Source organism: Thalassomonas actiniarum (genome assembly GCF_000948975.2).
Taxonomy (GTDB): Bacteria; Pseudomonadota; Gammaproteobacteria; order Enterobacterales; family Alteromonadaceae; genus Thalassomonas; species Thalassomonas actiniarum.
Window position 1 is genome coordinate 2,589,152 of the sequence record NZ_CP059735.1, and the last position, 22,710, is coordinate 2,611,861.

17 protein-coding genes are annotated in these 22,710 nt (G+C 44.4%); 8 read left to right on the plus strand and 9 right to left on the minus strand.

The window, feature by feature from the left end:
* Positions 1-70: 70 nt before the first annotated feature.
* Positions 71-523 carry an Lrp/AsnC family transcriptional regulator gene (locus SG35_RS11275; protein WP_044831460.1) on the minus strand — a complete coding sequence of 151 codons (453 nt, stop codon included), beginning with the start codon at positions 521-523 and terminating at the stop codon, positions 71-73.
* A gap of 152 nt (positions 524-675) precedes the next feature.
* Between SG35_RS11275 and SG35_RS11280 the strand changes: the two genes are divergently transcribed.
* Positions 676-1,338, plus strand: coding sequence for a glutathione S-transferase family protein (locus SG35_RS11280; protein WP_044831461.1), 663 nt, complete (start codon positions 676-678; stop codon positions 1,336-1,338).
* Between the two features lie 90 nt (positions 1,339-1,428).
* On the opposite strand, the gene SG35_RS11285 is transcribed toward SG35_RS11280, so the two are convergent.
* The 7 genes from SG35_RS11285 to SG35_RS11315 form a co-directional block, all read right to left on the minus strand.
* Positions 1,429-3,135: a tetratricopeptide repeat-containing diguanylate cyclase gene (locus tag SG35_RS11285; protein ID WP_274055428.1), complete on the minus strand. Its 1,707-nt coding sequence runs from the start codon at positions 3,133-3,135 to the stop codon at positions 1,429-1,431.
* A gap of 68 nt (positions 3,136-3,203) precedes the next feature.
* Positions 3,204-3,470 carry a hypothetical protein gene (locus tag SG35_RS11290; protein ID WP_044831462.1) on the minus strand — a complete coding sequence of 89 codons (267 nt, stop codon included), beginning with the start codon at positions 3,468-3,470 and terminating at the stop codon, positions 3,204-3,206.
* 49 nt (positions 3,471-3,519) lie between these two features.
* Positions 3,520-4,317 (minus strand): SAM-dependent methyltransferase, encoded by a 798-nt coding sequence (locus SG35_RS11295; protein WP_044831463.1) that lies wholly within the window; start codon positions 4,315-4,317, stop codon positions 3,520-3,522.
* A 295-nt stretch (positions 4,318-4,612) separates the two neighbouring features.
* A complete protein-coding gene (locus SG35_RS11300) occupies positions 4,613-5,104 on the minus strand; it encodes a GNAT family N-acetyltransferase (protein WP_152646516.1) in 492 nt (163 codons plus the stop codon).
* Between the two features lie 89 nt (positions 5,105-5,193).
* Positions 5,194-5,778, minus strand: a complete 585-nt coding sequence (locus tag SG35_RS11305; RefSeq protein WP_053042849.1) for a GNAT family N-acetyltransferase — start codon at positions 5,776-5,778, stop codon at positions 5,194-5,196.
* Positions 5,779-5,884: 106 nt separating this feature from the next.
* Complete coding sequence (locus SG35_RS11310) at positions 5,885-7,306, minus strand: pepsin-like aspartic protease (RefSeq protein WP_084692546.1); 1,422 nt, start codon at positions 7,304-7,306, stop codon at positions 5,885-5,887.
* Positions 7,307-7,484: 178 nt separating this feature from the next.
* Positions 7,485-8,687 (minus strand): multidrug effflux MFS transporter, encoded by a 1,203-nt coding sequence (locus tag SG35_RS11315; RefSeq protein WP_044831466.1) that lies wholly within the window; start codon positions 8,685-8,687, stop codon positions 7,485-7,487.
* 355 nt (positions 8,688-9,042) lie between these two features.
* On the opposite strand from SG35_RS11315, the gene SG35_RS11320 reads away from it, so the two are divergent.
* The 7 genes from SG35_RS11320 (at position 9,043) to SG35_RS11350 (ending at position 21,116) form a co-directional block, all read left to right on the plus strand.
* Entirely contained in the window at positions 9,043-11,199 is a 2,157-nt protein-coding gene (locus SG35_RS11320; RefSeq protein ID WP_053042851.1) for a TonB-dependent receptor plug domain-containing protein, read from the plus strand.
* A gap of 12 nt (positions 11,200-11,211) precedes the next feature.
* A complete protein-coding gene (locus tag SG35_RS11325; protein ID WP_044831467.1) occupies positions 11,212-12,492 on the plus strand; it encodes an ABC transporter substrate-binding protein in 1,281 nt (426 codons plus the stop codon).
* A 303-nt stretch (positions 12,493-12,795) separates the two neighbouring features.
* Positions 12,796-15,300: a GGDEF/EAL domain-containing response regulator gene (locus tag SG35_RS11330; RefSeq protein WP_053042861.1), complete on the plus strand. Its 2,505-nt coding sequence runs from the start codon at positions 12,796-12,798 to the stop codon at positions 15,298-15,300.
* A 141-nt stretch (positions 15,301-15,441) separates the two neighbouring features.
* The gene (locus tag SG35_RS11335) at positions 15,442-17,217 is read left to right on the plus strand and encodes a thiamine pyrophosphate-binding protein (RefSeq protein ID WP_044831469.1); all 1,776 of its coding nucleotides are present in this window, start codon (positions 15,442-15,444) and stop codon (positions 17,215-17,217) included.
* Positions 17,218-17,383: 166 nt separating this feature from the next.
* A complete protein-coding gene (locus SG35_RS11340; protein WP_274055430.1) occupies positions 17,384-19,450 on the plus strand; it encodes a TonB-dependent receptor plug domain-containing protein in 2,067 nt (688 codons plus the stop codon).
* Positions 19,450-20,307: a citrate synthase family protein gene (locus tag SG35_RS11345; RefSeq protein ID WP_044831470.1), complete on the plus strand. Its 858-nt coding sequence runs from the start codon at positions 19,450-19,452 to the stop codon at positions 20,305-20,307. Before SG35_RS11340 ends, SG35_RS11345 begins: the two co-directional genes overlap by 1 nt.
* Positions 20,304-21,116, plus strand: a complete 813-nt coding sequence (locus SG35_RS11350) for a hypothetical protein (protein WP_044831471.1) — start codon at positions 20,304-20,306, stop codon at positions 21,114-21,116. Before SG35_RS11345 ends, SG35_RS11350 begins: the two co-directional genes overlap by 4 nt.
* Here SG35_RS11350 and SG35_RS11355 read toward each other — a convergent pair.
* Complete coding sequence (locus SG35_RS11355) at positions 21,113-22,684, minus strand: sensor histidine kinase (protein ID WP_053042853.1); 1,572 nt, start codon at positions 22,682-22,684, stop codon at positions 21,113-21,115. The two genes, SG35_RS11350 and SG35_RS11355, sit on opposite strands and share 4 nt — an antisense overlap.
* Positions 22,685-22,710: the final 26 nt, after the last annotated feature.

The following is a 22,710-nucleotide window of genomic DNA, read 5'->3' on the forward strand; positions in this document are numbered from 1 at the left end:
TTATCCCGGGCTTCACTTTGGCGGCTGCACACTATTTATCAAACCGGGAGCTGGCAGCTGATAATTTCACTTAAACAGGGATGTTTAAACCTGCTTTGACATTGTCCATTACCACATGTGAATGGAACTTTAGTATGTTTTTATCACATAAAAACAGGGGCTTGGTTAACAGCTCGTAGGCTGCCATATTGGGGGCGGTGATCACGACAATAAAATCAATATTGCCGGCGAGATAATAGCATTGCTGAACATGTTGATGCGCCAACATGCGTTGCTTGAAGCTTTCGATACTCTCTATCCCTCCTTGTTTCATCACCACTTCGACGATAACCGTGACGTAATTATCAAATGTTACCGGATTTAACACCGCAATTTCTTTGCAGATCATGCCATTTTGGCGCAATTTCTTTAATCTGCGCTGGCAGGCGGTAGCCGACAGACCTATTTTTTCTCCCAGCTCCAGACTGGAGAGGCGATTGTTTTGCTGTAAAGATTCGAGGATTTTTTTATCAAAATTATCCATGGTGAATAAATTATGCGTTTAAGGCTAAAAATTGCAGTTTAACATACTTTTGATTGATGGTTTGGCAGCGCATGGTTAACCCTGTGTTGGTAAGATAATCAGCAGAAAAGTAAACCTGGTGGCACCCGCTAAGGTAATTAAAAGGAACAGAAATGAGCAGAATACTCTACAGTGGCAATCGCAATGCTTCCAGCTGGGCGTTTCGTGCCTGGCTTGCCCTGCGAGAGCAAAATATTGATTTTGAAGAAGTGGTGATAGATATCAGGCGCCCCCAGCGCTGGAAAAACCTGGCGGAAATTGGCAGCTTTTCCCCGCCGGCGGCGGTGCCGGTATTGGTGGATGACGAAACCGTGATTTTTGATTCTTCCGCCATTATGGAATATGCCAATGAGCTCGGAGACGGTTCTTTATTGCCGCAGGACATCAAACTCAGGGCCCGGGCGCGCGCACTGGTGGCCTGGCAGCATTCTACTTTAGGCAAGGTATGTCCCTGCTTGTCATTTGAAAGTGCCTTTTATAAAGAAAAAAAACAACTGAGCGCCGGTGAAATCAGCAGCGCCGAATGGATTTATGGCATTTGGCAACAGCATCTGGAATCTATAGGGGGAGCATATTTGCTGGGAGAGTATTCGTTAGCGGATATTGCCCTGGTACCTTCGGTATTGAGGTTAACCGCCCATCACGGGGTGGGGGAAAGTTATCCTTTAGTTGTCAAATGGGTAGAGCGGCTCCTTAACCGGCCCTGCGTACAAGAGTGGTTAACACAAGCTTATGCGTTAGAGCCCATTTATTGTGAAGGTTATTTCAGCAGTTAATACCCGGTATATCCCCTTTTTTTCAGAGCATGAGCTGAGTCCGGGTATCTGCTGATATTGGTAAGTGCTTAAGTCCGGTGTCCCTGAAAACTAGGGGGTAAACAGGCTGACTTGGTTGCGGCCATTATTTTTGGACGAATACATGGCCTGGTCGGCGTCGGCGATAATTTTGTCGAGATCAAAACCTGAAAGTTGGGCCGTTGTAATACCAAAACTTGCGGTAACATTAAAGTTAGCGCCAGATTCAGAGCAATCTATTGCTGCAATTTCCCGGCGACAAAGCTCGGCAAACTCTTTGGCCGTTGGCAGATCACAGCCGGGTAAAAAGATACAAAACTCTTCTCCGCCAAGACGGACAAAAATATCATTTTTCCGTCCGATATTACGACAGACATCGGCGGTTTTTTTCAGTACCCAATCGCCGCAGGTATGGCCATAGCTGTCGTTAATGTTTTTAAATTTATCCAAATCAAACAAGATACAACTTAACGGCAGATTACTGCTTTGGCAATACTCCAGCGAGCTTAACGCCAGCTGGGTAAAGTGGCCGCGGTTATAAATGCCGGTCAGGGCATCATATTCTGCCATTTGCCTTAAGCGTTTTTGCGTTAACCGGCTTTTATAGGCCCAAAATATCAGCAGGGTGGATAAGGCGATTAGCAGAGAGATAAAGAGTTTATTATTTTCCGCTTCTGCTTGTGCCAGATCTTGCTCGACCCGTAAGAGTTTATTTTGTTCATCCAATAATTGGATACGGGTTTCCTGTTCGATAGCCTGATGTTCCGCTAACTGATAGGCGAGATGTTTGGTTTTGATATTATCCAAATAGGTTTTGTTAGCTTTGGTGTATTTTACATGATATTCAAGTGCTAATTTAAAGTCTTTTCGCTGCTCTGCAATTTGATACAGTATTTCATATGCTTGGACTACAGGCTGTGATGCTCCTAAAAGTTCTGCCTGTGCAATGGTTTTAAGTGCATATTTTTCACTTTCTATATAGTTTTGTTTGAGACTGTATGCTTTTGCTATAGATGAGTAAAAAATAATGATCAAGCGAGGGTAATGACTGTTTTCAACAACCTCAAGATTAGGTAATAAAATATTTAAAGCTTTATCTGCATGCTGGTTGCTGATATGCAAACGAATGAGAAATGAGCGAATGAAACTACTCATCAAGCTTTCACCTACTTTGTCACAAATTTTAATGCCCTGTTTAATTTCATCACTGTTTTCAGCTAATAGTTCGAGATTAATTTTGGCTTCTATAATCACGCCTTTGCTTAGACACAGGTTGCGGTCATTGATAGGTAAAAGGCTTAGTTTCTCTGCATATTTATATCCCAGATCGTACTGTCCTAACTGGTTATAAAAATTAGCCGCAACCATTAGACCTGTTTGCATTATTTCTTTGTTTTCTATAGAAGGCAGAAGTTCCAATGCCTTTGATAAGTAGGTTAAACCTTCATTCCACTTTTGGGTATTTGCCAGTGTGTTAATAATGGTAATGCTGGCTCGAAATTTTAGTGATTCACTGGCCTTGGATTCGATCAGTTCTTTAAACTGTTTTAGCCCCTCATCAGGGTTGCCCTGAAAAGTCAGTTGATAGGCTAATAAATATTTTAGATAAAGCTGCTGTTCTAGGGTTAGCTGCTCTTTTTGCTTTTGCAGCTCAAGTAGTAAGGTATTTGATAATTCCGGGTCACTGCTTCTTATTTGATCCGCGTATTTTAATTTTTCTGCTAAGTTTTTTGATAGATGAGCACTACTTTCAGCTTTCACCGTAATAATAGTGCTCAAAAGCAATAATAAACCGAAAGTCATACATTTCATGTTAGTTATCGCTTTCATTAAATTGCAGTTATCTCTTAACCGTTAATAACAGAACGAATTTCTTCTTTCTGCTCTTCATCTTCTTCTTTCTGTGGCTGCTCATCCTCAGCCGGGAATAAAAACGCGACAATGTCTGGGCAAATATCGAGCTGACGTTCCAGTGTCAATTTATCTTTATTCAATAAAGTCTCTTTTAATGAATGCTCTAATTCGGCTGCTTGAATTGCCTGCTCTAATTTATCCTTATCTTGTAAATTAGCTTCCTGTCCCATTCTTTCTAAAAGTTGAACAATGTTAGACATATAAATTCCTCGAGTTGTCTAGGGGTTAAATAATGCTATTGAAAAAATATTAGTTGCCTTGCTCTGTTAGCGTCGAGTCCAGCTCAGCTAAACGTTTTAAAATAGCATTGTTAGATTGCATTTTTTTAGCAGGTGGTATTACCATGGTTGTGTGCTGTGATAATTCGGCATTGAGAAAGTCTGCCAAGGAAATCTTTTCAATACGGGTATTCTCAATAGGCAGTACCGCAGCTTCATATAAAATGACCTGATGCTCCATAGGATAATCTTCAGCAAGCAGATCGATCAACACCTGGCGATAAGCTTTAGTTGTGGAGAATTTTCCTAATGATTGGTCTCCTGCAATGCCTACTTGCCAGAGGATTAGATAAGCACTGGTATCGATTGTTCGCTGGTAAAACATCAATTGGCTGGCTTCATATTGGGCGCAGCCATATTTACCAGGGTCAATACCAAGATCGGCAAAAAGGCAGTCTTCGGCGGATATGCCCGGGATCATTTTAGCTTCAAAGCCTTCGGCTTTCGCTAATTCGATTGATTTATGGGGAGCATAAGCAAAGACGCCAGGGTGGCCGTAAAAAGCACCAACGACTTTTTTTCCTGCACGAACTTCACTTAACATGGCGTCGACCATTTCCTTATAAGTAATGGTTCTTGGTTTTCCTTCACTGTAATATTGCTGCAAACTACGTACATCGTTATGCATTTCTTTGATCCATAATTCGACAATACCGTTAGAAACACCCGAAAAAACTACATCAGCTTCCTGAATGTAACTTTTAGCAATTGGACAAATATGGGCCCCTAAGGTCATGCCAATGCCAACACATACTAAATTACCTGACATTTACCATAATACCTTTTAAATTTTCATGTCTCATGGGAGGAACAAGTTGATTGAAACTACGATAACAGCTATTAAATTGTTTGAAAACTCTAACAAACGAAGATCTCTTAAAAAAGTAAAACGATCTCACTTTATGGTTAATAAATATCCTATAGGTGTTTGTTAAAAATTTAAAAACATCTTGGTGAATACTTTGTTTCTATTGAAATCATGGTGTTATGTTATTCATTCTGCAATGAAAAATGAAGGCTTATTTCTATAGTAAACGAACGGACAGAACTTTTATTCGAACACTTTAGACATTAAATACATAAGTATCGATATCTTTGGTATGTGCTAATGGTTCAGACTTAAAACCTATTAGTTTTAAAAATTTGATACTGTTGATATTATCTTTTTGAACTTGTGAAGTGAACTTCTTAAAACCATAAGTGCTGTTACATATGCTGATGAGTTTTTTAAATACTTCAGGTGCATAACCCCTTCCTTGAGAATTCTCTGATATCAGCAGTCCTAAAATGGCGTGTTCTTTTTCTTGTGATTGAAAACCGACAATACCGATGGCCTGATTAGTTTCTTTAGAGGTTATAGCCCAACTAAATTGATTTTTAGTTTTACTCGTTTGCTTATTAAGGGTTGTTTTAAAAGCTTTTATGGCTTGCTCTTGGCTTAAAGGCTGGCAAATATGGCGCATGACTTTAGTGTCGGTATATAAGTGACAATATAAGGCTTGATCTTGTTTTTCTAGCGCACGGATGAATAATCTTTCGGTAGTGAAGTTATGCATTTTATCTTTTAATATTAACAGCGGACTGTCTTTTGAGGGCAATTCGTGATGAGATTTTTATACCTGAAGGTTTTATTAAAAGCAATTTATTAAGGACAACTTTCAATAAAGCTATGCTGCCACCCCTGCTTATCAAGATAACAGGATTTTGTTGGCAGAGGATTACAGCTAATTTCAGCTTCTTTTTCATCAGAGGTGATAAAGCCTAATTTATGGTAGATGTGTTCGTTCACGAGGTTAGTTACCGCAAACTGAGTATAAATTTTGTTCAGGGATAAGTGTGAAAAACCGTATTCACTCAGGGCTCCTTGAGCCTCCAGTCCATATCCCTTTCCCTGGCTGTCACAATAAAGCATGATGCCGATGCTGGCAGCATCGCTTCGTGTCAAATCCCAGGTCAAAGCCAGCATACCTATACTTTTTTGGCTCTGACGTTCGACAACCGTCCAGCTCAGGCGCTGATCGCCATCGCTGTTGGTGTTGTTAAGGGTAAAAGTGAACAGCTGTCGTGTCTGTTCTCTGCTTAAGGGGGGGCCGATGTGCCGCATGACCTGTTTACTGGTATAAAGAGAAAAATACAGAGCTTTATCCTGCTTTGCCAGCGGGCGGAAAAATAGATGCCTGCTGCTAAAGCAAGCTTGTTGGTTAGTAGTGACTAAAATTTCTCCGGCCATTTATCTCTTCCCTGATATTTTAATTAAGGATGGTTTAATTTTAGTCTCTTTAGCTTGAATTTTTGCTTATTAACCTACTTTTTGTTTAATTTACTTTTGCTTAGAGTTAACAAGGGCTTGCACATTTGATAACCCCGGTACCGTTAACCGTCCGGTCGAAAATCAAATAATAATTATTGAGCAAAGGCAGGCCGAGAATACTTTGATTCGGCCAGTTTGGCAGTTGGGTCAGTATTTTAAAGCAGGCTTTATCGGCTTTGGGGCTGTTGGTCTGCCAGTAGGTCTCGGGTTTGCACACCAAACTGACGGTCTTATTATCTGAGCCGGTGAAATTAAACGTGAGATCCGGCCATTTATCCAAGTCTAGCAGCGAGCTATCGATACCGGTTTCCTGGGCCGATATTTCCTCAAAGGGAGCAAGTAAGGCGGTAAAGCCTGCGGATATGGCGGTAAAGTCCTTGAGCATTTGCTGGTACATCCCGCTGGTGAGCACTACCAGCGATGCGCCGGTATCTATGATGGCATTGGTGAAATAACTTTTTTGGTGTTTAGCGGCCAGTGGTGGCGCTGGAATAGCCGGTTGATTGCCTACCTGCACTGAACTCAGGCTGACATTGTAATAGATATCATGTTCAACCTCTAAGGTTGTAAACTCTCCCCGGTAAAGCTGGCTTTGTTCTTCGCCGCCGCCAAGAATAAGCGCTCCCTGATTCAGGGGATGCTGCGCCAGTTCGGCTGTGGTGGCGTTATCATCGGCGACATAAATACTTGAGCGTTTACTGTAAAAAGCAAACTTGTTGGCAATTAAGTCATGCTCTTCCAGTGAAGTGAAATAGGGGATGATATTTTTCTTCGGCGATTGCCACAAAAAACGGTTAAATTGTCTTAAATCGTCGCTGTTTATCTCGTCTGGCTGCTGGCTTAAGCTGCTGGCCTTTGCCGCGGCTATGTTGACGTTATGCACAGTGGCTTGTTGATGTGCTTTTTCGTCATGGCTAAAGGGCCAGGGGTAGGTTACCGCGGGGGTGATATTGTTTTGCTGTAAATAATCTTTGAGATCATAACTTTTATTGAGATGGCGATAGGCCAGGCCAAACATGCCGTCGGCTTCGCCGAAGGTTTTATTTTGCAGATCGCAGGAAACTAGGGCCAGGGGCGTTTGTTTTAAGGTTAACTGATCTTGCTGGTTACCTATGGAGACCGAGGTGGTCACCACCGGGCCGTCCCAGCCGCCGATACCATAGTTGACTTCCTGTGCAAAGGAGGTTGGCTGAAGCTCTTGATCTGTTTGTGGCTGATATACTTTTTGTTCAACCACTAAGGTACTGCTGCCGGTATCTAAAATCAGATTTACCGGGGTTTGCTCACTGCCGATCAGCAGTTGTGCACAGTAGTCGCCTTTGGCATAAACATTACAGATGGGAATATGGATGCTTTGGCTGCTGTTATCCTCTTTCATACTCGTAACCTCTGGCGTTGTTGTCGGCTGCTGCCTGGTGAGTTGATCGTCGGTGGCTGTTTTATGCATGCTAAATCTGGATGTTGCCAATAGAATAAAAACTAATCGTCGATATTACCCGCGCCGGTCAAGCTACGCCAGTGTTTTCTCTTTTTCGGCTATGGGGGTAGGGCCTAATTTTATTGTCTGTGCTAAGTGGCAGTGGCTAACTACCACTTAGCATTTATTATTTTTTTGGCAAAGCCGTTTATATCGCAGCTGCTTTTTTTGTTCGGTAAATTAAAACCAGTGTGGTCAAACTGCAAAAGAAAAATCCAAGTACCAGAGGGACAACACTGCCCTCATAGAGCTGGCCTATAATAGCGCCAATGAGCACAGAAACTAAGGTTTGTACCGAGCTGATCACTGAGGTGGCAATCCCGGCAATATGCCCTAAAGGATGCAATGCCAGGGTATTTAAGTTGCCAAATAAAAGACCTATACTAAAAAAAGTAACGGCTAAATAAGCCATTAATGCCATCAGCGGCGGTTGGGTTTCCAGGTTTTCAATATAAAAATAAAACCCCAGAGCGGTAATGGTGAGGACAATTAAAGCCCCGCGGCACAGTTTAGCCATATTAAAACGCATTACCAGCTTTGAATTGGCAAAGGAAGATAAACCTATTGCCAGTGCCAGAGCGCCAAAATAGAGGGAAAATAAATCTCCCAGCTGATATTGGTGTTGCAGTATTTGTTGTGCGGTACTTAAATAACCGACAAAAGCACCAAAAATTATCCCTGAACCTAGCATATAACGGCGTGATACCGGGTGCTTTAACGTTTCGCTGGCGCCGGATTTAAAAGAAGCCAATGACAGTGGGATGCGCTTTTCCAATGCCAAGGTTTCTTGTTGTCGAAAATGCAGCCAAAATAAGCTGATAATGCCAAAGACTAGAATCAGCACAAAAATAGCCCGCCATTGACTAAATAGTAAGATCCCCTGGCCAACCGAAGGGGCAAGGGCGGGTACCATAATAAAGAACATCATGATAAGCGACATTACTTTGCCCATTTGCGGGCCTTCAAACTGATCCCGTATCATAGCCAGGGAGACAACCCTGCAGGATGCAACACCAAAACCTTGCAGTACGCGCCCTGCCAGCATCACAAAGAAACTGCTTGAGAATATCGATAGCAAGTTTCCCAGAATGAAAATAGCGATCCCTAAATAGATGATTTTTTTGCGGCCATAAGCATCCGATAAAGGGCCGTAAAATATCAAACCTACCGCCATGCCGAGAAAAACGCTGGTAATAATCAGCTGGTTGTCATTGCTGTTTTCTACCTGCAAACTGGTCCCTATCTGACTCAATGCGGGTAACATGGCGTCTATGGTCAGGGCTACCAGTGACATGAGTATGGCCATCAGGGCGATAAATTCTTTTTTTACCTCGGGTCTGTCTTGCTTCATTACTACCTCGTACATGTACTACTTTTGACCGCTGGCAAAAACGTTATTCCTAAGTACTGATTGACTTGAGCTTGTTCTTTCAGGGATGACCAATAGTGACTGCTTTTATTTCATTCGAAAGTGCGGGTAAGGGGAGTAACCCTTGAATTGTCCACTAAGTGTATCACAGTAAGGCCTTTTTTATATTGGTATTAATGGGAGAAAAAAGACGATTTTTTAGATAGTTTTCTTCTGTTTACGGGTTAGGCACTGATGGTGTTGCTGTCTTGTTCATTTGACACAAACGTATTTTTGCCAAATAAGGTCTAGTATTAAAGCTAATGACAAATAGCCTGATGATTAAGGGATAGCAGAGATGTGTACCTTTAATATGAAGTTTTTTAACCTGGCTTGTCATCTCTGTGGTTATTTTTTTATTGTCGCTTTTCTACCTGTTTTCTTTTTTCCCGGCTTTTCATTTGCATTTGGCCAACAAAATGATGAAACCTTTGATCCCTTGGATATTGAACTCCTGTCACAGATCAGTCTGGAAAAATTACTGAATATCGAGGTGGCCGTCGCGACAAAAACCTTAAAGTCTTCTGCCGAGGTGCCGGCAATTATGACGGTGATCACCGCGCAGGAAATACGCCAGTTTGGTTATCAAAGTGTTGCCGAGGTGCTCGGCCATGTCACAGGTTTTATTGATAGCTATGATCTGGCCATGCATAATTTTGGCGTCAGGGGCATTAATTCCGGCGTGCGCTCTGGCTCCCGTACCGTTAAGTTTATGATTGACGGCAATGCCACGGCTTTTCGCTCAACTTCGCAAAACTTCATTGATCAAGAATTTATTCCCATGTCTATGGTTGCCAGGATAGAAATTATCCGGGGACCTGTGTCTGCGCTTTATGGCGCCAATGCCTTTTTAGGGGTCGTGAACATAGTGACCAAGGAAGCCGGATCGCTCGAGGATCAGGGCATGGTCAGTGTTAGCGCCACAAAACTTGAGCATGCCGGTAGCGGTTATCAGTTATCTGCGGTCGGCGGCAATAAAAATGAACGTAGCCAATACAGCGCCGGTTTTTCGGTTGCCGGGATGGACCGCCAGGGGATTGATTTGCCCAGGCGCTCACCCGATTATTTGCTCTTTGACCATACCCGTGCCAGCCAACCGGATGATTATCAAAGCCTGAACTTTTACGCCAGGGGAGATTATCAGCTTGATGATGTTAACTCTGTGGCCTTATCGGCTTATTTCCAGGAACTTGAAGTGGATAATTATTTCACCGACTTAAATGCCTTACAGGAGCAGGGGGCAAATATTATCGGTTACCAGAATTATTTTCTTACACTGGCGTATGAGAGCGAGCTGGCTGAGCATATTGTGTTGAGATCGTATGCAAGCTTTTCCCGGGGAGATACCACAGATAACGATAAGGTTGAGTTGGGGGCGGATAATTTCTATCTCACCCGGCGCATAGGTTTTACCAGTTTTGATATCGGCGCCGAATTTCTGCTCAACTTGTCCGGCGGACAAAATGTTTTAGTGGGTTTTGAAAGCCGCCGTGATGATCAAAAACTCGAAACCTTTAACCGGGTCGAGCGAGAGAGCGGCCAGGAAACTCAATTATCGGACAGCCGTAATAAAGATATCACAGATATCGGTATATACGGGCAATACCAGTTTCAGTTATCTGAAAACTGGAGCGGTATTCTTGGCTATCGCCTCGATGATGACTCTATCATAGAACAAAATGAATCGCTGCGTTTGGGCCTGGTCGGACAATTACCTTGGGATATGACGTTAAAATTACTCGTTGGCAGCGCATTTCAGGCGCCTTCCCCCGAGCTGCTGTTCAGGGAGTCTGCCCAGTCAGGAGACATTATCGGTAATGAAGCATTGCGGGCGCAAAAAGCAGAAACTGCTGAAATTTCCCTGTCGGTGCCGGTAACGGATTTCTTGCATATCAGCGGTACGCTTTACAAGACCAAGGTTAAAGACTTAGTGATCTTTAACAGCAACAGCATCAATTTATTTGCCGAAAATAGTACCGAAAGCAATACCGAGGGTTTTGAACTGGAGTCGAGGTTTCAGTACGGCAATTTCACCGGTTATGTTAATTACTTTTATCAGGATACCAAACGGGACCCCAGTGCGAATGCTTTGTATATTTTGCAGTACAACCCCAAAGGAGAGCTTTTCCCCGAGCAGGCGGCAAATTGGGGGATAAGTTATTACCATGCCCGGGCAAAGGTGACCGTCAGCCTGAATAATCGCTGGGTCGATAAACGCCCGGCCTCAACCTTAAATGTGTTAAGAGCACAGGGCCATTATCAGTTGGCACCTTATATCGATGGGACTTTGACGGTTTCGATGGCGGGTTTTTCTCTGCTTAAGGGGAAATCCTCACAGTTAAGGCTGCAGGTAAGGGATCTCTATAACAGTGATCATGTTGATGCCGGTTTTGGCGGCATTGATTTTCCTTCCCTGGGGCGCAGATTTACCTTCACCTATGAGCAGAGTTTTTAGGAGTCTGTTGTTATGTTTAGCTCCCGTTTTATTTTTGTCTCTACTTTGCTGCTTTGTGGCTGTGGTGGTGAAAATGATGATGCCGATCAGCCGCTGGTATTAGATATAGTGGCTGAGCAGTTTAATGAAGAGGCGATTAATTTCGGCTCGGTGGCCGCCAGGCAGGAAAGGTTAGACGTGTGTTTGCTGGCGGTAAAGCAAATCAATGATCTTGGCGGGATCCTTGGTAAAGAGTTAAACCTGGTCGGTTTTGTTGCCCGCTCGACCGCGGAAAGTACCGAACTGGTACAAAAACTGGTGGATGCCGATATCCAGGCGCTGGAAGTGCAGTTTTCTTCCCGGGCGATTGCTGCTGCGGATATTACCGTGCCTGAGGGACGGTTATTAATGGCTTCTACTGCGCAAAGTCCCAGTCTGACGGATATTGCCGATAAGGATTTGATTTTCCGCTTCCAGGCAAGAACCGATACCATTGCGGTTGCCTTGGCGGAGTTGGCGATCATGCGCGGCGGCAGTAAAGCCGCCTTGATTTTTAACGACGACGATAGTTTTGGTCAGAGGCTGTCTGAGCAGTTTGCCGATGCTTTTATGGCCTTAGGGGGAGAGATCGTCGCCACTATCAGTTTTCCTATCAGTAAAGCCAGTGGCTTTGATGGCGAAATAGCGATATTGGCCAGTAGCGGCGCCGATGTTGTGCTTAATAACATACTTGAGGTGGGGATTGCCGCCAATTTTTATAACGAAGCCGTGACCATTGATTTTACCCGTCTGGTCCATCTGTCGGGTTCTATTGCCGGGGTAGAGGCCTCATTTTTGGACAACTTGATCGAACCCATGAGGATCAGCGGTTTGGAGGGAATACAAAGTACCAGAGGATTACAAACAGATGAAAATGTGATTTTTTTTCAAACCAGCTTTTTAGAGTTTTTTGGCGCTTTACCCGGTGCTTTTACCAATGGGGTTTATGATGCCTGCCAGGTTGTTGCTTTGGCCATTGAGCGGGCAGGGCGTGAACACAATACCGATAACCCCGATGCTGAAATGATCCGGGACAGTTTTCGCGCCGTGCTTAATCCGCCGGGGGAAGTTGTCGGCGCTGCCAGTTTGCAGCATGCATTAGATATATTGCGCAATAACGGCGAGATTGATTTTAACGGCACTTACGCCCGGCAATGGGATGAAAACGGGGACCTGATCGGCCGACTTGTGTTTGATATTTCCACCCTGGACGGTATCAAGGTGGAATGGGTGGCTTCGGCACAATTAACGGTTTTTATTGAATCGAATGATTAGTGCTCTTATACTGAATTCGCGTTTCTTTTTCGTTGTTTTAACGGGATTATGAAAGTGGTGAAAAGCTTGTTACCGGCCCCTTGGTTGGGAACATATTTTAAAAGCCATTTTTTTATAACGGATAAAACAGTGCTTATCCTTTGAGTCTAATCAATTTTTTATTGAATATTTTATTCCCCGCCCGGCTATCTTTATCGCTATGTATTTACTTTTATCCGAGAATAAGCAAAAGTAGGCTCAGAGAAATTATATGCCGGTCGCCATTTCAGGCCGGCATTTGTATGTTATGATATGGATAATGCCTTGATAATATTGTTGATTTTACAAAATGAGTCGGTGAGGGAACGGACTTCGGGTAAACTTGAAATGGCCGGACATGAAGTAATTCTGGCATCAGACAGTGTTGAAGCGGTTAACTTCTTACGATCCCACCAGGCGGATTTAGTGCTGACAGAAGTTGATATCGGGGATGTCGACGGCTGGCGTTTGTCGCGTTTGATCCGCTCCGGCATTTTAGCTTCAAGCAAAGATTTGCCGATTCTACTGGTCACGGAAAATCATTGTGAGCGTATTGCCGAAACCACCGCGCGCATGTTTGATATCAACAAGGTGATTTCCTATCAGGAACTGGATCTAGTGGTTGATGTGGTCGGGCAGGTGGTTGCCGATCAGGGCAATTTTAACAAACCCCTGGATATCCTGGTGATTGAGGATACCGAAGATACCGCCAATCTTGTGCAGCGTATGCTCAAGCATAAATTTAATATTGATATTGCCTACGACGGCGTTTCCGGGATCAAGGCTTTTCGGCAAAAAACGTATGATATCGTTTTGCTTGATATCATGATGCCGGGCATGTCCGGGGATGAAGTACTTGATGTCATTATCGAGCTTAATCCCAAGCAGGTGGTGATTGCCATGACTGCCCACGGCACTATCGATTTGGCGGAGCTGATGTTGGTGAAAGGGGCGGCGGATTATATCCAGAAACCCTTTAAGGCGGAGCAATTGCGTAAAGTGTGCGATATTGCCGCCAAACGTGAAGATTTTATTGTTTCCAACGAACAGTTTGCCGCCAAGACCCAAGAGCTGAAAAACGAACAGCAAAAGTATTATTCCTTGTCAAAAACCCATTACCGTATCCTGGACAGCTTAAGCAGTATTGTTATTGAAGTGACCGCCAAGGGGCGAATTTTGTTCCTCAATAATGCCTGGTATAAATGCACCGGCTTTATGGTGTCTGAGAGTATCGGTAAGCTCTTTACCGATTTTATCCAGGATTCGAGTTTCCTGTTAAAACATAACATTGAAGAGTCTTTCAGCCAGCTGCTGTGCGGCAAACGCCAGCATGATCAAATTGAAGTGAAACTGATCAAAAATGACGGCGGTTATTTTTGGTGTGAAATCAATTTAAATCCCTACTTTGATGAGAATGGTAAAATTGTCGGTATTTCCGGGACCATAGACGATATCAGCGTGCGCAAGAAAGCCGAGCAAAGGTTAAAACATGTTGCCCTGCACGATACCCTGACCGGGATACATAACCGTTATTACTTTGATAACGAACTTAAAAATGTTGCCAGCATCGCCACCCGCACCGGGATTTATCATTCGCTGATTTACCTTGATCTGGACCATTTTAAAATCATCAATGATTCACAGGGCCATCATCAGGGGGATCTGGTGCTTAAAGAGATTGCCCGGTTATTGTCGGAGCGCACCCGCGCCAGCGATACCTTATGTCGTATCGGCGGCGATGAATTTGCCATTTTGCTCACCAATACCAGTGTCGAGGATGCCGAAAAAGTGGCGCTGGAAATTTGTCAGACCATCGCCGACTCCAGTTTTAAGTTTGCCGAGCAGGTTTATAAGGTCAGCTGCAGTATCGGTATTTCCGTGATTGACGGTAAAGCCATCTCCAGCGAAATCTACCTGCAACAGGCGGATATTGCCATGTTCGCCGCCAAAGAGCAGGGACGCAACCGGGTACACCTGTTTACCGAAGACGACAATGTCACCGAAGAATTAAAACAAAGTTTTGAATGGGCGCAAAAATTACAAAAAGCGCTGTTAGAAGATAATATCCTGTTGCATTTTCAGCCTATTATCGATGTCAAAACCCGGGAAATCGAATATTATGAAGCCCTGGTGCGCTTACAGGTCGATGGCAAGGTGATATTGCCGGGAGAGTTTATTCCGTCGCTGGAAAAAGCCGAAGACATGACCCTGCTTGACCGGCATGTGATCGGTAAAGCATTACACCTGATGAAAACGTATCCGGCCTTAACAAAAGTGGCAATTAACCTGTCGGCACAGGCATTCGGCGATGACCGGCTGCTGGCGTTTATTGAAGAGAAGTTAAATCAGTATTCGATTGAACCCTCAAGGGTGATTTTCGAATTAACCGAAAGTGCCAGTTTATCAAACCTTACAGGCACCCAACGCATGGTAAATCGTCTCAACGAGCTTGGTTGCGGCTTTTCCATCGATGATTTTGGGACAGGTTTCAGTACTTTTTCCTATTTAAAGCAAATTCCTGCAGAAAGTGTTAAGATCGACGGTTCATTTGTTAAAGACATGCTTAAAGACCCAACGGATGCCGCGCTGGTAAAAGCCATTCATGAAACGGCACAGGCCTTAAATAAGAAAACCGTGGCTGAATTTGTGGAAAATGAGCAGACGTTAATGAAGTTATCGGAATTAGGTGTACATTACGCTCAGGGATACCATATTAGTAAACCCATGGATATAAAGGGGCTCGAGGACAGTAGAACTCAGTTAAACCCCGCGGTAGTTAAAGTGTGTTAGCCGAGGTATTAATCTGACTGTTAAGGAGTAAAGTTCTTGTTGCGTTAATGAACAGCCTATGATCAGGGAATCCCCTGATAGGTATTGTGGCGATGATGCCAACAATTAATTCATTTAAAAGAATAAGAATAGGAACAGAGCATGACTAGTTTTAGCACGCAAGATCCTGAATATAAAGCTGATATAGAAGATTACGCTGATTTAATCCTGGAATATCTGCACCAGTTAGGTGTTGAATATGTTTTCGGTGTACCCGGCGGCGCAATAGAGCCGCTTTATAATGCCCTTGCCCGTTCTGAGCGTCGGGGCGGCCCCAAAGCCATTATAGCCCGCCATGAATGCGGCGCCGCTTTTATGGCCGAAGGTTATTACCGGGAAACCGGCAAATTAGGGGTGGTTTGTTCGACCACAGGACCCGGGGCCACCAACCTGATCACCGGGGTCGCTTCCGCGTCGGTAGACAAGTCTCCTATGCTGGTGTTAACGGCGCAAACCGCCTTGCCAAAATTTGGTAAAAGGCCGCTGCAGGACTCCAGTGAAACCGCCATAGATACGGTGGGCATTTTCAGAAACTGTACCAAATTTAACGCCTTGATCTCCCACCCCGAGCAGCTGGAAAGCAAGCTGATTTCCGCCTTGATGGAATCGGTGCAGTCACCTAAAGGCCCGGTTCACCTGAGTATCCCTTCCGATATTTTACGCGGCCCCTATGGCCATAAAGATCCCAATGTCCAGGTGAATTACCTGATGCAAAGGGCATCCCTGGTGGATAAAAATGCGGTAGACCGCCTGGTGCAAGAGATCTGTGAAGCCGACAATATCGTGTTGTTTATCGGCCATGACTGCAGAAGGGCGTATAAACAAATAGAAAAACTGGCGGAAGCCATCAGTGCCCCCTTTGTTTCTGGTCCCATGGGGAAAAGCTGGGTGAACGAGCGTCATCCTTTATACCGCGGGGTTTATGGTTATGCCGGGCACGAGTCGGCCCATGATTTATTCAAAGACCCCAATATTGAATTGGTGCTGGCCATAGGCACCTCCATTACCGAAATGGGCATTGGCAGCTTAGGTAAAGAATTACTTAATAACAAACTCATTCATGTCGATTCAACGGTGGAAAGTTTTAGCCGCTCGCCGATGGCAAAATTGCATGTCTGCGGCCACTTAAACACAGTGTTTAACCGGGTACTCAATAAAGTATGTGAGTACGGCTGGAACAGAACCTGGCAGGGGCTGAAACTGGACAAACAGAAAAATGTGCTCGGCGGTTATACCAAATTAATCGAACCGGAAAAATGTTTCTCCGATGCGGTGCCGATCAAACCGCAAAGGCTGATGGCTTATTTATCAGAGGCCCTGTCGCCAAGTACCCGGGTCTTTATCGATACCGGCAATATCTGGGCTTGGGCTACCCATTATCTTAGCCATACCGCAAAAGAAGGTCTATACCGGGTCTCTATGGGATTTGGCAGTATGGCCTGGGCGATAGGGGCGGTGATTGGCTCGGCCCTGGCTTCTCGCGATGAGCCGCATGTGTGCCTGTCCGGTGATGGCGCCTGGCTGATGAGCTCTCATGAAATTGGCGTTGCGGTACAACATCAATTGCCGATATTATTTGTTGTCCTTAACGACGCTGCTTTTGGTATGATACGCTTTGGCCAGCAGTTGAGTAAGGCGGAGTCTATCGGCTGGCAACTTAATGAAGTGGACTTTGCCGCCCTGGCAAAAGCGCAGGGGGCAAACGGTTATATTATCGAGAGGCCGGAGCAGTTAATGGATTTGGATCTGGAAGCGATTTTTTCGGCTCAGGTGCCGACCTTACTCGATATCCGCATAGATCCCGATGAAATGCCGCCGATGATGGCCAGGGTAAATAGTTTAAAAGAAGAATCAAATAGCGCGATAGGTTATACGTAAATCCTCCTGGTTTTGGGGAAATACCGGATCACTTTATACAGTGAAATAGTCAACGTAAAGCAGCAAGCAAGTCACGTTTTGACGTTGAATAGATAGTATTTAAGGTATAAATAAAATGATAAGAAAAACAGTCTCTCTTGTTGTATTATGCGCGTTAGCGGTTCCTGTGTCGGCTGAATTGTACACCGCCGATGAATTTTCTGCCGATGATGAGTTTTTCGATGACTTTTACGGCAGTGAAGAGATGGTGGAAATTGCCACCGGCATCAAGACTCAGATCTATAAAGCACCGGCCATTGCCAGTGTTTATACCGCAGAGCAGATCAAAAATATGGGGGCGACCGATATTGACGATGTCCTGGAAACCGTACCCGGTTTGCATGTCACCCGTTTAGCCAACAGCTATCTGCCTATTTATACCTTTCGTGGTGTCCACAGTATTTATAATCCCCAGGTACTTATGCTGATCAATGGCGTGCCTATTACCAATACTTTTTTGGGTAACCGTAACCAGAACTGGCTGGGCATGCCGGTGGAAGCCATTGCCAGAATCGAAGTGATCCGCGGTCCGGGCTCGGCGGTTTATGGGGCGGATGCCTTTTCCGGTGTCATCAATATCGTCATTAAAAATGCCGATGATATTAAACAAAATGAAATTGCTGCCCGGGCGGGAAAGCAATCTACCCAGGATTACTGGTTAGCCATGGGGGATAACTCTCAGCCGGTGAAATATTCTTTGACTTTGGAATACCATAAAACGGATGGCTCAGACCGGGTAATTTCCGCTGATACCCAAACGCGGTTTGATAATGCAACCGGTACTAATGTTTCTTTGGCTCCGGGCCCTTTAAGCTTAGGTACTGAAAATATTGATTTTCGTGGTGAAGTTAATTACCAGGGCTGGACGGTACGTGCAGGTTTACAAAAGCGAACCAACGGCGGCTTAGGTGCCGGTTTAGGGGAAGCATTAGATCCCGAGGCGAATAAGGCAAGTGACCGTTGGAATTTGGATATTAATTATAAAAAAGACCTTAGCGAAGACTTTACTCTGGATATACAAGGCAGTTATTTTGAAACTTCACAAGAGATCAAAAATAACTACCTTATTTATCCTGCCGGTACTGTTATTGGCGGGACAGCTTATCCTGACGGATTTATCGGTAACCCTGAAGTATATGAGCGCCATACGCGTTTTAATGCGGCGGGTTTATATACAGGCGTAGAAAATCATACTTTACGTTTTGGCTTGGGCTACCATTTAGGTGATTTACATAAGGTCAAAGAATCGAAAAACTTCTCTATCGGCCCCGATGGCAACCCCTTGCCACCAGGCAGCCCAGTGGTGGATGTGTCCGATACACCATATGTATTTTTAAGAGAAACCGATCGGGAAAATCACTATGCCTTTATCCAGGATATCTGGAACTTTGCTAATGATTGGGAATTAACCGCTGGGGTGCGTTTTGATGATTATTCGGACTTTGGTAATACCACGAACCCCAGGTTAGCATTGGTGTGGTCAACTAGTTTGAATTTATCTACTAAATTGCTGTACGGAAAAGCCTTTAGGGCGCCTTCATTTGCCGAAACCGGTAATATCAACAACCCGGTGACACTGGGAAATCCAGATTTGCAGCCGGAAGAAATGGAGACTGTCGAGCTCGCTTTTGATTACCACCCTCAATCCGGTTTTGGCACTATCTGGAGTTTTTACCGCTATAAATGGAGCGATATTATTCAGTTTGTCCCGGATGTTGGCCAAAGCACTAAAACAGCACAAAACTACGGTGAACAAGAAGGGTACGGTGCTGAAATAGAAGTGAATTGGCAAATTCATAAGCAGCTTAAATTAGCCGGAAATTTTGTTTGGTCCAAAGCAACAAATGACTTGACCGATAATGATGTTGCTTTTGTTCCTCAGAGCCAGTTTTACCTACAATTGGACTGGAAGATCTCCGATGAATTAAGAGCTCATATGCGCAATAACTGGGTCAGAGATCGTAAGCGGGATGAGCAGGATATGCGTAGCAGTGTTGATGATTATGTGCTTAGCGATGTTACGGTTCGCTGGCAACCACATGATAGAGATGTTGAGTTCGCCCTAATCGTCAAAAATATCTTTGATCAGGACGCTCGTGAGCCATCGATAAACAATGGCCAAACCGTGAACCTTCCCGGTGATCTTCCTTTATCCGGGCGAAGCTGGCTTGGAGAGATGAGGGTTTATTTCTAATGACAAATGCTAAAAAAAACCGTCAGGAAAAAAAAGATTTTGTTTATGCGGATAAAGCGCAAACCAATATTTTATTAGAGCTACCTTCTGACAATAATCCTTATGTTACCAAAACGGCTTATTTACATGGTTACGATGTCCTGGAGTTGATGGCAAAAAAATCCTTTGTTGAAACCTTGTTGTTGCTTTTTACCGGAGAATTACCACCGCCGGAAAAAGTCAAATTATTAGAGCAGCTGATGGTTGGTTTGATGAATCCCGGTCCAAGGCACCCCGCAGTAAAAGCTGCTATGGTTGCGGGTGTCAGTAAAGCCAATGCGGAACACTTGCTACCCGTAGGTCTGACGGTTTTAGGTGGAAAATCTAACGGCGCCAAGGAAGTTGAATTGGCAATGATTTTTCTTCAAGAGAATAAAGAGAAGCTTCCTGAAGAGGTTGTCAGTCAATTGCTCAAAACAAGTCATCAAGAAACTGTCCAGGGGGAATTTCATTTAACTCCAGGGTTTGGCAACAACTATGGCAGCATTGATGAGTTTGCTGACGGGCTTGCCGCACAACTTTTTAATGCCGTAAATAACAGTGCTGAGGTTATAGCTTGGGGAAAGGCATTTAATGAGACTTTAAAAGTTCATGATATGGGCTGGCTTAAAACCGGTATTGCCGCCGCTGTATTTTGTGAACTGGATCTTTCTCCCCGCCAGGGTAACGGTTTTTTTCAGCTGCTTTGTGCGCCGGGTATTTTGGCTCATGGCGTTGAACAAACCCATAAGCCGATTACGGCAATACCTATGCTGTCTGATGAACAGCATGTCTATACACCTGAAGGTGATGTAAATGAAGTGAAGGCGCATTCATGAATAATACTGAGTATTGGGATAAACGTAATAATCAAATATTTAGCCGGGTAGGGCATTGGCAAGGTGGTGTTGATGTAAACTGTCAGGGGCATTCACTGATGAATGAACTGATGGGTAAAGTCTCTTTAATGCAGCTCAATATTTTAAACGCCACTGGCAAGTTGGTAGATCGTGCTGTTGCCGACTGGGTTGAGCTGTGTGTGATGGGGTTAAGTTATCCCGACAGTCGTATCTGGTGTAATCAAATCAGCGCCTATGCCGGTGATACCGATGCTTCTGTAGTGGCTGCAGCCAGTGCGGCAATTTTATCTGCCGATTCACGTGCCTATGGTGGCAGTCAGGCCAGATATATCAGCATGAGTCAGCAACTACAAGCATTTAATGATTATGCTGCCGGTATGAGTTTTTCCGATATTCTGGTAAAAGCTAAACAAAAAAATGGTAAACCTATTATTGTTGGTTTTGCCCGGCCTATAGATAAGGAAGATGAAAGGTTAGCACCTTTTGCCGATATTCAGGACAGGTTAAATATCCCGGTAGGCCCTTATCTTGCCTTTGCCAAAGCACTAAGTCAGTACCTGGATGAACACTTTAACTTATCAATGAATTGCGGCGGTTATGCTTCTGCTTTTTTATTGGATCAGGGCTTTACTCCTAATGAAGGTTATAAAATTAATGCCTTTGCCGTTATTGGCGGTGCAGTGGCCTGTTACCGGGATATGGAAGAGCAGTCGCCGAATTCCTTTTTACCATTAAAGTGCACCGATATCCATTATACCGGGATTGCCCCCCGGCCGATAGAAGATTAACCGTGAGATAACAGGCGTTGCAGCGGCAGCGCCACGGTAAATCTGGCCCCTTGCTCGAGCTCGCTCACGACAGTGATCCGTCCCTGCATCATTTCGATAAAACGTTTCGATATTGCCAGCCCTAAACCGGTGCCGCTGAATTTGCGTGACTGGCTGGCATCTACCTGGCGGAACTCGTCAAAAATATATTTTTGCTGCTCTTTGCTTAAGCCGATACCGGTATCGACAATGTCAAAATAGATCTGTTGGTTGTCATTGTAGATGGTCAGGGTGACCTGACCGTTTTCGGTAAATTTACAGGCATTGCTGAGTAAGTTTAACAGCGTTTGTTCAAGTTTTTCTTTATCAAGATATAACAGTTTGATATTACTGAGCTGCTTGATGGTAAATTCATTATTATTTTTTTGTGCCAGCGGTACTATGGTATCGGTCAGGTTGGCTTTTAATTCATCTACCGTGATTTCGATATTGTTGACTTCCACCCGGCCGGCTTCTATTTTTGCAAGATCAAGCAGGCTGTTGATCATCAGCAATAAGCGTTGTGAATTTTTGGCGATCTTATCCATATCGTCGATCAGGTCAAAATTGCCTTCAAGTTCCAGCTCTTCCGTGACCAGTTCGCCATAGCCGATAATTGACTGGATAGGGGTACGCAGTTCATGGCTCATATTGGCCATAAATTCCGATTTATGGCGGCTTGCGGTCAAGGCGGAGTCTCTTGCCTGTACCAGCTCGCGGGTGCGTACTTCCACTTCTTTTTCCAGCTGGTCCCTGTGCTCTTTTAAATCATCTTCCTGGCTATCGAGCACCTTCATCATACTGTTATAGGAGCTGGCCATATTACGGATTTCTTTGGCGCCGTATACTTGTGCCAATAGATGCTCGCCGGTTTTTTTCGCCTGTTGCATGGTTTGCGCCAGCTGGCCCAGGGGGTTAAATAACCTTTGTAAACCGGTATGGAGGATCAGGCTGAGCAAGACCACGGAAATACTGCCGACGATAGTGATCAGCATAGCGACCCGGTTTTGTGCCTGGCTCAGGTTTTCCTTGCTATAAATAACCTCGGCATAACCTATGATCTGTTCCTCAAGGGAGATGGCTTCGAGCTCAAATTCACTTTCTTCATCCGAGCCGAGTTCGGCGATCACTTCTACCGGGGTGCGGATCAGCCAGTAATGACTGGTTTCAACAATAACTGAGGTTTGATCGACGGCGTCCAGGGTAACATTAAAATGATCAGGGTAGCTGCCCATGGTTAAAAACACACTTTGATCTTCAAGCAATAAACTCGAGGCCAGTACCGATTGAAAGCCCTGGACCTGCTTCATGGCATCGTGGGCATTTTGGTTCGAACCGGAAAGAATAGAAAATACCGCTTGTTTTGCCAGCCCTTCGGTGATCTGGAAGGCGTTATTTAACATCAGATCCCTGGATTGCTGGTTAACACCGATTGCCGTTACTATCCCCATGGCTATGGTCATTAAGGTAATACTGATCACCATAAAGCTGATAACCAGGCTTTTAATGCTTTTGTTGGCAATAGACTTTGTTTGACTCTTTTGGTTCATGCTACATCTACAACTTTATCTACATC